The organism is Haloterrigena sp. KLK7 (assembly GCF_037914945.1).
Lineage (GTDB): Archaea > Halobacteriota > Halobacteria > Halobacteriales > Natrialbaceae > Haloterrigena > Haloterrigena salinisoli.
Window position 1 is genome coordinate 20,705 of sequence record NZ_CP149788.1, and the last position, 12,495, is coordinate 33,199.

A 12,495-nucleotide genomic window follows, 5' to 3' on the forward strand; every position below is an offset into this window, starting at 1 on the left:
GTCACTGGTAGTAACTCTAGCCCGTACGCGCTCCGGAATTCGTCTCACTGCCTGAAACGGTGCTCTCGACGCCGAATCCTACTCGATGGGTGAGGCCAACACCCGTGCTGGCGTCCACTTCTATATGGTACAACAAGCTATCCCAATCGAACGGATCGAACGGTTCGAAGCAGAATTCCACGGCGATCTGATCCGTGCCGGTGACGTTCGAAAGAGCGGCGCTCCCTCGAGCCCATCAGAACGGCATAGCCGTTCTGCGGACGCTGACTACGACGACGCGCGCTCGGTGTGGAACGGGATGATCGACAGGCATCCGGCCCTGATTGCCCGATGTCGAGGCGTCGGAGACGTCATCAGCGCGGTGGACTTCGCGCGCGAATACGATCTCTTGGTCGCGGTACGTGGTGGTGGCCATAACGTCGCCGGAACCGCCGTCTGCGACGACGGGCTCGTGATCGATCTCTCCGAGATGAGGGGCGTGTGGGTAGACCCTGACGCACGGACGGCGCGGGTTCAGTCTGGTGCTACATGGGCGGACGTGGACCACGAAACCCAAGCCTTCGGGCTGGCAACGCCTGGTGGGGCCGTCTCGGAGACAGGGGTCGCGGGATTGACGCTCGGTGGCGGCATCGGTCATCTCCGCTGCAAGTACGGCTTGACCTGTGACAACCTCGTATCCGTAACTCTGGTCACGGCGGACGGTGATTACCTGACCGCCAGCGAGGACAAGAACCCGGACCTCCTCTGGGGACTCCGCGGCGGCGGCAACTTCGGAGTGGTCACCGACTTCGAGTTCGACCTCCACCCGGTCGGCCCGGACGTGGCGATTTGCCTCGTGTTCTATTCGGGTGACCGAACGGTCGAGGTATTGGAAGCCTACCGCGACTACGTCGCGGATGCGCCCCCGGAAGTCAGCTTGCTCACTCTGTCCGGTGTGATGCCCGACGAGGACCTCTTCCCGACGGACACGGTGGACGAACTCAAGATCGCAATCGCGGGCTGTTACGCGGGCTCGGTCGCGGACGGCGAGCGCGCACTGGCGCCCTTGCGAGAGATCGCCGAGCCGATCGCCGACTTCAGCGGACCGATGCCGTACGTCGAGCTCCAGCGACTCTTCGACGAGGACTACCCCGACGGGATGCGCTACTACTGGAAGTCGCTGTACCTCGAGGGCCTCTCGGCGTCCGCCATCGATCGAATCGTCTACTGGTCCGATGTGGCGCCGTCACCGCTCTCGACGGTGGACGTCTGGCAGTTAGGTGGCGCAATCGCTCGGGTCGGCGTCGAGGACAGCGCGTTCGCGGGGCGACACGCGCCCTTCCTGCTGGGCGTCGAAGCGAACTGGGTACGCCCGGAGGACGACGACGTCAACGTCGAGTGGGTGCGCGACTGTCTCGAGGACATGCGCCAGTTCTCGGACGGCTCGGTGTACCTGAACTTCCCGGGCTTCCTCGAGGAGGGCGACGACATGATGCGGTCCACGTTCGGACCGGCGTACGAGCGGTTGGTCGCGCTCAAGGACGAGTACGACCCGACGAACCTGTTCCGCCTCAATCAGAACATCGCGCCGTCCGAAAACGCTCGAGTCGACAGCGGGGAATGCCATGAGTAATCTAGACACCGAATGTACGACAGTCTGGCAGGTACCGACAGGCTGGATCGTGCTGATGAGTCTACTAGCGGTGTCGCTGAGCATCCTGCTAGTCGCTCCCGTGTTCGGTGAGTCCGAGCAGGCTGCTGCCACAGTTGGTTTCGTTCTGGCGGAGGCACTCGTGCTGTACGTCGGATACGGGGCGTTGGCGCGGGTGGCTAGCCCGGCCGCCCGTAAAATCCTCGTGAGCACCTGATCATGGAACTTCTCGGCCTCGGTATCTCGATGATCGGTCTCTTCGTCGGATTCGGCCTGCTCATCGGCATTCTCTTCGGCTTCTTCGGGATGGGCGGGTCGTTCCTCGTGACGCCAGCGCTGTTGGTGGTCGGATATCCGGCACCGGTGGCCGTCGGGAGCGGACTCGCGTTCGTCTTCGGCACCGGTGTCATCGGTGCGCTCAGACACCGCGATCACGGCCAGGTCAGCTACACACTGGCGGCGGTGATGATTCTCGGAATGACGTTCGGTATCGAGATCGGCACTCGGATCGTGTTCTTGCTTGCTGATCTCGGCAGCGCTGACGTCGTCATCAGCGTGGTGTACGTCGGACTTCTCGGTGCCGTCGGCCTCTCTGTCCTCCGAGATGCCCGTACTGACGGGACAGATGTGGGAACGGGCCGAGTCGCTACCACGGTTCAGGCCATCGAACTCCCACCGATGGTGTCGCTCCCTGGCGGTGTAACCGTCTCGGTGTGGGTTATCCTCGTTGTTGGGTTAGTCATCGGCATTCTTTCCGGATGTCTCGGCGTCGGTGGGGGATTCCTTCTGCTCCCCGTCATGGTCACCGGGTTCGGCATTCCCACTGCAATCGCTGCTGGGACTAGCCTCCTCCAGATCTCGGTTTCGGGTGCGTTCGGGACGTTCGTCTACGCCCAGTCGAACGCCGTCAATATTCCCGTTGTCGCCGCGTTACTCGGCGGGAGCGCGCTCGGTGCTCGCATCGGTGCGAGTGCGACGCGGCTGGTCAACGAGGCTGACAGCAAGGGATACTTCGCAGTGATGCTGCTCTCAGGGAGTGTCGCTACCGGAAGTAAGCAGGTGAGTGCTGTGTATGGCGTTGAGATGTTTGAAACCGTGAGTCTAGTCCTCATCTTTGGAACCGCGGTCTTGGTCAGTGGTGCGATCGTCTGCACGTCGATCGCTGCGCTCAGGGAGCTCGAGAGCGTGGGTCACCCCTGACCCACTAACCATCGGTATAGCCAATTCCAAACTAGCCCATTTCGAAATAGGCCATTCGCAGTATTATTCTTCACTGGGATGGAGTGGGCCTCGGACCACTTCGTGAACCGGGAAGGTGATCCCCGCGGCTACGTAGGTGTTATCAGCTGGTAGTACGGTTTCTTTATTCAGTGTTAGTCGTGAAACTCGCAGTAAGTACAGGCGGAGCAGTGTTCACTCACCGCGCGCGAACGGATGCGCGGCGCTTCGCGCCGCGGAAAGACGAGCGGCGCAAGCCGCGAGTCAGTGAGCGGGCGGGCCAACGACCGACATGTCGGGGAGGGAGGAGTGCTTTTAATCAACATTTTGCCGAGCGACCGAGCGCTAGCGAGGGAGCGCAGAGCAAAATGTTGGCATCTATAGTTATTGGATGAGTCGATTCAGCGTCAGTGGAAGTTCTAAATAACGAAATTGTCTACTATCTACTGTTACGAATACGACGACGTCGAGATGATCGTCATCTTCGGTCGGCGACGCCTCGAGAAGATACAGCTCGTCCAGCACTCGCTCTCGGATCGCGACGACGCTGTCGTATGGTGTCCTCGGAGACCGCTCTGGAACCTGTCTCGAGCAGGGACCTACGCCGACCTAGCGAACGAGAGACCAGCCAGTAACGAGACCACGCTTACAGCCGCCCGTGCAAGAGAGCACCCTCTCGTAGACCGCTGACCTCCCGGTTGGGCAGTGATCAGGTCCTATAGTCAGCCCTAGCCGTGGACACCAGTCTTGATGCGGCTATTTCCGCCACTTACCCTGCCGTGGAACGGCAACAGTACGCGGACGAAGCGACCGCGTTGGCTGTGCCGGCTGGATCACCGCCGGGCTGACTCGCGTGGCGCCTTCAGTCCGCGTTGCCAAGATTCCGTCCGCGGCCCTCGTTCTTGCCGCGCCTCTCTCCACCGTTTCGGCCGCGACCGCGGCCCTGGAACAGCGAGAGGTCGACCGCCTCTGCCATCGCCTCGTACCCCGCGTCCCCCGGATGGATGTTATCACCGCTATTGTACTCCGGAAGTATCCGCTCGGGATTATCGGGGTCCCGGATGGCCTTGTCGAAGTCGACGACGCCATCGAAGGCGCCGCTCGTCCGTATGAACTCGTTGACCGTCTGTCGAATCTCCTCGCTCTCAGGCGTGTAGTACGGGTTATCTTTCATCGGCGTCAGGGTTCCGCCAACGATGCGCAGGCCCTTCGCGTGGGCCCGGCGGATGAGCTGCTGATAGCCGTCGATTAGTTCCTCGGCCGTCACCATTTCGACTTCGGGACTCGCCCCAGCTCCGATATCGTTGATTCCCTCCAATAGGAGCACGTCGGTCACGCCCGTCTGGGCGATAACGTCTCGGTCGAACCGGGCGAGAGCGTTTTCACCGACGCCCCTACTGAGCACGCGGTTAGCGGAAATACCGGCGTTCAACACCGATTTCTGTAGGCTCTCGCTCTCGTTGATTCGCTCGGCGAGGAAGTCGGGATAGGTCGCGTTGGCGTCGCGGGTCGATTCGAAGCCGTCGGTGATCGAGTTGCCTAGGCAGACGATCGCGCCGTTCGTCTCCGGTGCGATCACCTCGACTCCGTCGAGATAGAACCACTGGGAGATCTCCGTCGCGAACGCGTCGGCACCGGTCTCATCCGTGTGGTCGCCGCTCTCCGAGACGAAGGACGTCTTGGTCCCGAGGTGGTGCAGGGTTGCGGGACCTGTCGGTTCCGCCGCGTAGAGGGTGACCGCCAGGTCCTGCTCCGGTTCGACGTGCAGGTCCACTGGATCACTCAAGACGCGACCCCCGGCCGTGATCGTCACGTCGGCATCACCGCCGAATGTCAGTTGTCGGAGCGTCCCCGATTCGATCGCAGCACTACCGGACTCGGCTCGTATCCCCACAGACGCTCGGTCGAACGTGACCGGTTCGTCACCGAACGTATTGGACAGGCGGATACGGACGCCGTTCCCTCCGACACTCGTCCGGACCATCAGCCGAAGCGTCTCGTCCTCGAATCCCTCCTGGGAGAGTCCCTCGTCGGTCGGTGCCATCGGGCTCGCCGTCCACGTTCCCACGAACTCAGTGCCGGAACGTCCCGGTGGCGTCCCGTTCTCCGTCGGCGAATCGCCGGTCAGCACATTGGCGCCGGTGCCGCCGAGTACCAGCCCCGAGACCGCACCGAGCGACTTCAACGTCTCGCGTCGGGTCGACCCAGTCATTGTCCGTACCCACCCTGCTGGACATTGTTTCGTACTACCATTCCACGCCAAATCACCGGTGGGTGATATTTAGTAATAGTATACCTACCTGTTCTGGGTACAATCAGAGAAACACTCGAAGAACTTCGCTCAGTTTCTACCCTAATCTATCAGATGAACTACCCCACCCTACTCGCTCACCGCTGTCGCGACTTTTTGACTCTGCAAGCGTCTCGAATTCTCCCCTGCTCAGGATCTTCACGGAGGTTTTCAGATTCGACGTCACTGCTGAGATTCCTACCAGTTTCAAATGATGTTCCGCGAGTCATGCTGAATACAGAGGATGAGTTCAGCACGACGACTCCAATGAACCAGCCGTTCAGTAGCTCTGCGTGTCGATCGCGTCGAGAAACTCGGCGAGCGTATCAGCGAGATCGGGAGTCGGCCGGTGGTTTGATGACTCGAGGAGAGCGTACCGGATGACGATCGTGCTCTCCTCCGTCGTGTTCCGTGCCTGATCGACGCTGTGGACGCCCTGCCAGATCCCGGTGACTTTGACGAGGCCATGCCGTTCATGCGTGTAGGTTTCGTCCTGCTTGATGATCTGTTCGGACGCAGAGTTGAGAGATTCCTCAGAATGCATTGGCAGTGGCTGCCATAGTCGAGCATTTAAACGTTCGGCCTTCAATGGCCGACAGCGGGCACTGGTACGGATGCGAATTAGATCACTCGGCCCGTCATGGGTCGCGGATGCAACTTCCGTTCCCGAACTTGGTGACGTGACAGCTGGCTCGCTCGAGGGTGAATCGTCGCTTCGTCGCTATCAGTTTCTTACGCGCCGTTTCAAAGTGGTTCGCTCGCTCACTCACGAGTGACTCAAGCCCCTCCGATCAGAGACCGATGAGTTCGCTTTCCCGGAAAGTGGCCGGAGAGACGTTCGTTCGAACGCTCATGGAGCACCGTTCGGTCTGCGTCACTTGCCTCCTCTACTCGAGTCGAACCCCGGGTTCAGTTTCCGAACGAGCCCGAAGGCCGGCCGCTCGAGTCGCCACAGACCGTCTCAGATTGCGGTGTCTCGGTAGACGTCTACCCACCTGGTGAGAAGGGGAAGAAGACTATATGCGCGAATTGTGGGGGAAATCGATTTCAGTCTTCTCCAATGGCCGCTCTACGTGAGGGTCATCAACGTATCGGACACGCCGCAAAGAAGTCACACGTCGGCAAAAGGTGCCGAGTCCCGGTCGCTGGGTGCTTAGCTACGCTGACGGATTAACAGCAACGTCCCTGCAACCAGGGCAGAGAGCGTACCGGCGATGCCGAAGCCGGGAACTGATTCGTCCTCCTCGGTTTCGCTGTCGTTGTCAGCGGTTTCGCTGTCGTTGCCGGCAGCTTCGGTGTCGTTGTCAGCGACTTCGCTGTCGTTGTCAGTAGTATTGTCAGCAGCGGTGTCGTTCTCTGAAGCAGTAGTGTTGTTGCCAGCAGTATCGTTGCCGGCAGCTTCGGTGTCGTTATCAGCAGTATCGTCGGTAGCACCGTCGTCCGCGGTACCGGTAACAGTGAGTGTCCCTGAACGTTCCTCGTCACCGGCGGTGACTGTCCACTCATATTCCCCTTCAGAGAGGGCAATCCCTTCAGCAGTGAAGGTGACAGACCCCGTGTCGTCGGTGCTGGCAGTCACTTCTTCCTGGATCCCCTCACCACTGATTTCGAAGACGACGTCAGTCGTGGCTGGCTCGCCATCGGCTGTGTTCACGGTGACGTCGAACGTGCTCGATCCAGTCGTTTCGATCGAATTCGGTGCATCGACCGTCATCTCGAGGTCAGTATCAGCACCGTCGTCGGCATCTGCAGCGGCCGCGGTTGCTGCGCCCGCAGCGACTGTCGATAGAGCGACCATCGATGCGATCATCACTGCGGCGAGTACGGTCCATCGCGTTTCTCGGGTTGGTATTTCGAATGTCATGTTTTCGGGTGTGTCTGAGCGGATTTCCATCGAATCGCCGGCGCCGTCTGCAGTACCACGCCGTCGGCCTCCGGTGTGCAGTACCGGCGGTTTCACGGCGTGCATTCGGCGGAGATCGCGGCGGGTGGTCACAGTTGGTATTGGTCGCATGCGAATCCGGGAGCGGTGACCAGTCCTGTTCCGCGGCTACTTCGCCTCGAGTCGACGCCGTCTCTGTTTCGCTATGCGGTCGTTTCGAATCTGCGAGGGTGAGTATCCCTCCGTATTCTGGGTCCGTTGGCTATCGCCTTTCTCGGCCCCACACGGCTATATTTATAATCGAGTTAGCGATGATTTCAGGACAGTTTCATTCTATACGTCATTTAGACGATAGTTTCGAGCAGCGAAACGGTGATTCGAGACTGCGTCTCTCCCGTGAGATGCGGCGTCTATACGGGGGTCGGAATTATCGAGTTTTACGCGGCCGCCGGGGGTGTCGTCTACTACGGGCGCCGACGTTCGCTCTTCGAAGCAGCGTTCGCCGCCGCCACCGCCAACCCGATCCTCATTGCGCTCCTCGGAATCGGACTGCTCGTTACGCACCGATTTCGTCAGTCGGAATTCTCGGAGTGAACGTATCATGTCGGTCTATTCTCATATAGTAGTATCAAATTGAGAACCCTAAATGCATAAATTATTTATATAGAGGTCTCCCCATCCGAGATAGTAGACTCCATAAATGGTTTCGGGAAGACTACTGCTCAGTCTGCAGGTTACTGTTTGGCGGCTCCAGCCATGTGACCGCTGAAGGACGCAGGCAAAGTGGTAACTGCAGAGGAAGGATAGTGCTTTTCCGAACGAACGTGTCCTCGATTACTCGGCGCGGGAACCGAGAGACCGAGGCCCGGCGTGCCTGGGAGGAGCAGTACGTGGACGACCTCCTGTCCAGTTAGGCCTGGAAGCTGGCTGCTGCCCGCAGTGTGATCCGGAACTGGCTGGGCGTGTCTGTCGCTCTGTCCAGTGAGGAGCTATTATGGTAGTGGGTGGTCGAGTATGATGTCAGGTTCGTCGTCGCGGACTGATGCGAGCGCGAAGTTGTCGTGGACGGTGTCGATGGTGACGGTGACCCATTGGCCGATCCCGGCGTCGGGGACGACGATGACGAAGCCGTCGATGTAGCCGATACCGTCGCCTTCTTCGCCGAACTCTTTGATCTGGATGCGCCGTTCGTCGCCTGGTTCTACTGGGTGCATCGAGGAATGTTAACGTGGAACGTGTATATCGGTGTTTCGGTATCTGGTTTGCGGTGGGCCCCTCGAGAAGCCGGTTCCCTGCCTCGGTCAACACAATACCTGTACGGAAGTTGCCTCTCACCGACGATTCGTCCGCATTCTCCTCCTTTGACTGAAACGGATCCTCGTCCGAGGCTTCGGAGCGAACACTCCACGCCTTCCACACTCTGACGTTCGGTTCGGATCCGTTGCAACTCAGTAGAGACGGCTATATGAAGTCGAATGCTGGTCCACCGCTCGAGACGAACGGCGATACACGAACTCCTCGAGACACGACTCCCAGTTCCGTTACTCCGATTTCGAGAGCAACTCGCCGACGTATTGGTCTTCCCACTCCCGCCGAGCCTCGAGCTCGCGTTGACCGCGAGCGGTGATCGTGTAGTAATTCGTTCGCCGGTCGACTTCGCCTTTGTCGACGAGTCCCTTGTTAACGAGTTCGTCGAGATTCGGATAGAGTCGCCCGTGATGGATCTCCTTCTCGTAATAGTCCTCGAGTTCCTCTTTGAGCGCAAGCCCGTGCGGTTCATCCTGGCCGGCGATCGTGTACAGCAGGTCGCGCTGGAATCCGGTGAGATCGTACATACCGGTACTCCTCCCTATAGATGTATAATAATTCCGTAAACAGATAAGTGAAGGGATATATCGAACGGTTGGCTCACTCGGTCACAGCGGGTTCACTCGGCTCAGTCGAACGGACTCGGAGACGCGTGTGCGTTATCGTCTGGCTCAAACCGTTCCCTGTCGGGCCCGTCGATGTCGAGTTCGTCCACATATTCAGTGAGAACGGTGCTGGTGGATTAGAGCGGGCGAACTCGCGGACGAACTCTACCAGTCATTCGACGGCTACGGACGCAACCCCGGTATCGAACCGTCGTTCAACACTCTCTGTACCGCTCTCAATCGGCATTCGACCCGAACCTGTTCGGACCGAATTTTACCTGTCTCAAGTCAGTACACGCCATCGATGAGCGAAACGCTCTACGAGCGACTCGGTGGCGAAGACGCGATCACAGCGGTCGTCAACGAATTCTACGATCACGTCATGGCAGACGAACAGGTCGCAGGCTACTTCGACGACGTCGATATGCAGAAACAACGCGCACACCAGGCCCAGTTTATCAGTTCGGTCACCGGTGGCCCGGTCGAGTACTCGGGCGGAGAGATGAAGACCGTCCACGCGGATATGGGCATCACCCCATCGGATTTCCAGGCGATCGCGACCCATCTCGACGACGCGCTCGCTGAATTCGATGTCGGGGAGAGCGATCGGCAGGCAGTCCTCGAGGAAATCGCGAGCTACCAGGACGCGATCGTCACAGCGGCCGACTGATCTCGGAACCGTTCGATCTCCGGTACAGGGGTATCGATTTTATCAACGGATTGTAGTTCGAGGAAAAATAATAACGGATAGAGATGTCTCATAACGACGGTTCCGAGTCCACGTACCGGCTATACGATCGAGCGCTCGAGTCGCTTGTCGGTGGCGTCAACTCGCCCGTCAGGGCCGATCCACGGCCGACACCGGCGTTCGTTGAGCACGGTGACGGCGCCCACGTCGTCGATACCGACGGCAATCGGTATCTCGATTATATCATGGGGTACGGGCCGCTGCTACTCGGTCACGATTTGCCCGAACCCGTTCACGAGGCGGTCACGGAGACGGTCACTGACGGTCCGATGTACGGCATCCCGACCGAGGTGGAGGTCGAACTCGCCGAATTCATCATCGACCACGTCGACAGCGTCGACCGGCTTCGGTTCGTGAATTCCGGTACGGAGGCGACGGCTGCAGCCGTCCGACTCGCGCGGGGCCACACTGACCGCAACAAAATCGTCGTGATGCAGGGGGGCTACCACGGCGGTCACGAATCGTTCCTGGTCGACGGAGACGTCGAGGAACGGAGTCCAAGCAGTGCGGGTGTTCCGCCCGCGTTCGTCGACGAGACGATTCCGGTTCCGTTCAACGACGAAGCGGCGATTCGCGACGTCTTCGAACGTCACGGATCGGAGATCGCGGCCGTTCTCACCGAACCGCTGCTGGGGAACCACGGCATCGTCCTGCCGGTCGAGGGCTACCACGAGACGCTTCGGGATCTCTGTGACGACTACGGATCGCTGCTGATCTTCGACGAGGTCATCACCGGGTTCCGTGTCGGCGGATTAGAGTGCGCACAGGGGAAGTACAACGTGGAACCCGATCTCACGACGTTCGCGAAGGTCATCGGCGGCGGATTTCCGGTCGGGGCGATCGGTGGGCGAGCCGAGATCATGCAGGCGTTCACTCCGACGGGATCGGTCTTCGAGTCCGGGACGTTCAACGGACACCCCGTAACGATGGTCGCCGGACTCGAGACGCTCCGGTTCGCGAAGGAACACGACGTCTATACGCACGTCAACGAACTCGGAGAACGGCTCCGAGCCGGTCTTCAGGATATCGTCGAGGATCACGCACCCGAATACACCGTCGCGGGAACGGATTCGATGTTCAAGCTCCTGTTCACTCGAGAGGCACCCGAAACGATGGCCGGCCACTGTACGGCCGGTTGCAAACAGCGTCCGGACTGTCCGCGATTCGAACTGAGCCCGAAAACGGGTGCGGACGTCGCGGCCGGTAAAACCGACCGGTGGAAACGGATCTTCTGGCCGGCGATGGCCGATCGAGACGTGTTGCTCACGCCGAACCAGTTCGAGAGTCAGTTCGTCAGCTACGCTCACACCGAGGCCGACATCGAGCGGACACTCGAGGCGTATCAGGACGTCCTCTCGCAGTCGAACTGACGATAGCGGCCCGTACACGGGCGATAACTCTCGCTTAAGCTTCTCCATCGCCTCTGTATCGGTACTGATGGACGAGAACGACGCAGCGTCTCCCGACGAATCACAGCGGTCGCGTCCCGCGACCGAGGAGAGTTACGGAATTCCCGAGAGCGAGGACGGCATGCTCACGTGGGCGTTCGTGGCAGAGAACATGGCTTCGGATCGGTTCTACTGGATCACGACGATCCGTCCCGACGGGAAACCGCACGCGCGACCGACGTGGGGCGTCTGGCTCGAGGACACCTTCTACTGCGGCGGCGGCGAACGGACTCGATGGGTTCGAAATCTCGCGGCGAACGCAGAGATCGTCGTGCACCGAGAGGACGCCGAAGCGGTCGTCATTCTCGAGGGAACCGCGGAGCGGATCGACGACGAAACGACGGACGGGGCGCTCGTCGAACGGATCGATTCGGCGTATACGGAAAAATACGATATCCGTCACGGAACACCGTTCTTCGCCGTCCATCCGGACGCGGTGTTCGCGTGGGAAAACTACCCGATCGACGCGACTCGGTGGGTGTTCTCGGACGAAAGCGGCCCCTCTGAGTGATTAGTCGTCGACGCCGTCTCGATAGCGTTGCGACGGAACCGGGTACTCGAGACGTCCGCGGTAGATCACGGCGAGACCGACATCGGGGCCGGCAGTCGATCGCCGGTCGAACGCTATCATCGGACCAGCGTTGTACCGTCCCAGCGATCAACGCGGTCGTCGAATCCGCTCGTGGCCGCGGGAAATACATATATCATTCCGACCACTATAGGAGGTCAGAATGATGGCGACGACTCACGCGCTCTGGGGGATGGCCTTGGCTCTTCCCGTCCTTGTAGTTGCCCCCGAGCTCGCCCCGACCGCCTTCGCGGCCGGACTGATTGGCGGCCTGGTCCCGGACCTCGATCTCTATGCCGGCCACCGGAAGACGTTCCACTATCCCGTCTACGCGGCCGTCGCGACCGCTCTGGGGCTCGCGCTCGCGCTTCTCACGCCGTCGCCGGCGACCGTCGCACTCGCCGTTGCGCTCGCTGCGGCGGCGCTCCACGCCGCGGCCGACGCCGCGGGCGGGGGTCTCGAGCTCCGGCCGTGGCAGGGCGGTTCCGAGCGGGCGGTCTACAGCCACTATCACCGGCGCTGGATTCGGCCTCGTCGCTGGGTCCGCTACGACGGCTCCCCGGAGGACCTCGGACTCGCCGGAATCGCGGCAGTGCCGGTGTTCCTCGCAGCCGACGGTCCCGTTCCCGTCGTCGTGCTCACACTGCTGTCGGTGTCGGCCGTCTACGTCCTGTTCCGAAAGCACTTCGCGGGCCTCGCCGAATACCTCGTCTCCCTGCTGCCGGCACCGGTACTCCCGTACGTCCCAGAGCGCTACCGCGGGGCACAGTAGCGCGGGTCCGGCCGTCTCGAGACACG

12 protein-coding genes are annotated in these 12,495 nt (G+C 60.4%); 7 read left to right on the forward strand and 5 right to left on the reverse strand.

The annotated features are described in order from the left end of the window. The first annotated feature begins 124 nt into the window (after positions 1 to 124). From WD430_RS19085 to WD430_RS19095, 3 genes are read left to right on the forward strand one after another with little or no spacing between them, the layout of a single operon-like run. A complete protein-coding gene (locus WD430_RS19085; RefSeq protein WP_339106160.1) occupies positions 125 to 1,612 on the forward strand; it encodes an FAD-binding oxidoreductase in 1,488 nt (495 codons plus the stop codon). Continuing rightward, positions 1,605 to 1,847 carry a hypothetical protein gene (locus WD430_RS19090; protein ID WP_339106176.1) on the forward strand — a complete coding sequence of 81 codons (243 nt, stop codon included), beginning with the start codon at positions 1,605 to 1,607 and terminating at the stop codon, positions 1,845 to 1,847. The genes WD430_RS19085 and WD430_RS19090 overlap by 8 nt, the downstream gene beginning before the upstream one ends. 2 nt (positions 1,848 to 1,849) lie before the next feature. After that, positions 1,850 to 2,830 carry a sulfite exporter TauE/SafE family protein gene (locus tag WD430_RS19095; protein ID WP_339106032.1) on the forward strand — a complete coding sequence of 327 codons (981 nt, stop codon included), beginning with the start codon at positions 1,850 to 1,852 and terminating at the stop codon, positions 2,828 to 2,830. Between the two features lie 880 nt (positions 2,831 to 3,710). On the opposite strand, the gene WD430_RS19100 is transcribed toward WD430_RS19095, so the two are convergent. The 5 genes from WD430_RS19100 to WD430_RS19125 all read right to left on the reverse strand — a co-directional run bounded on the left by WD430_RS19100 (position 3,711) and on the right by WD430_RS19125 (position 8,855). Continuing rightward, positions 3,711 to 5,060 carry an SGNH/GDSL hydrolase family protein gene (locus WD430_RS19100; RefSeq protein WP_339106033.1) on the reverse strand — a complete coding sequence of 450 codons (1,350 nt, stop codon included), beginning with the start codon at positions 5,058 to 5,060 and terminating at the stop codon, positions 3,711 to 3,713. 358 nt (positions 5,061 to 5,418) lie between these two features. Beyond that, positions 5,419 to 5,682: a hypothetical protein gene (locus WD430_RS19105; protein WP_339106034.1), complete on the reverse strand. Its 264-nt coding sequence runs from the start codon at positions 5,680 to 5,682 to the stop codon at positions 5,419 to 5,421. 609 nt (positions 5,683 to 6,291) lie between these two features. Then, positions 6,292 to 7,107, reverse strand: coding sequence for a PGF-CTERM sorting domain-containing protein (locus tag WD430_RS19110; protein ID WP_339106035.1), 816 nt, complete (start codon positions 7,105 to 7,107; stop codon positions 6,292 to 6,294). 905 nt (positions 7,108 to 8,012) lie between these two features. Next, complete coding sequence (locus WD430_RS19120) at positions 8,013 to 8,234, reverse strand: TRAM domain-containing protein (protein ID WP_339106036.1); 222 nt, start codon at positions 8,232 to 8,234, stop codon at positions 8,013 to 8,015. Positions 8,235 to 8,561: 327 nt separating this feature from the next. After that, positions 8,562 to 8,855, reverse strand: coding sequence for a PadR family transcriptional regulator (locus WD430_RS19125; protein WP_339106037.1), 294 nt, complete (start codon positions 8,853 to 8,855; stop codon positions 8,562 to 8,564). Positions 8,856 to 9,237: 382 nt separating this feature from the next. Here WD430_RS19125 and WD430_RS19130 point away from each other — a divergent pair, with 382 nt between their 5' ends. From WD430_RS19130 to WD430_RS19145, 4 genes are all read left to right on the forward strand, one after another. Further along, positions 9,238 to 9,603, forward strand: coding sequence for a group 1 truncated hemoglobin (locus WD430_RS19130; protein WP_339106038.1), 366 nt, complete (start codon positions 9,238 to 9,240; stop codon positions 9,601 to 9,603). 83 nt (positions 9,604 to 9,686) lie between these two features. After that, positions 9,687 to 11,051 carry a glutamate-1-semialdehyde 2,1-aminomutase gene (locus WD430_RS19135; protein WP_339106039.1) on the forward strand — a complete coding sequence of 455 codons (1,365 nt, stop codon included), beginning with the start codon at positions 9,687 to 9,689 and terminating at the stop codon, positions 11,049 to 11,051. Between the two features lie 67 nt (positions 11,052 to 11,118). Continuing rightward, entirely contained in the window at positions 11,119 to 11,640 is a 522-nt protein-coding gene (locus WD430_RS19140; protein WP_339106040.1) for a pyridoxamine 5'-phosphate oxidase family protein, read from the forward strand. Between the two features lie 220 nt (positions 11,641 to 11,860). Next, a complete protein-coding gene (locus WD430_RS19145) occupies positions 11,861 to 12,469 on the forward strand; it encodes a metal-dependent hydrolase (protein ID WP_339106041.1) in 609 nt (202 codons plus the stop codon). Positions 12,470 to 12,495: the final 26 nt, after the last annotated feature.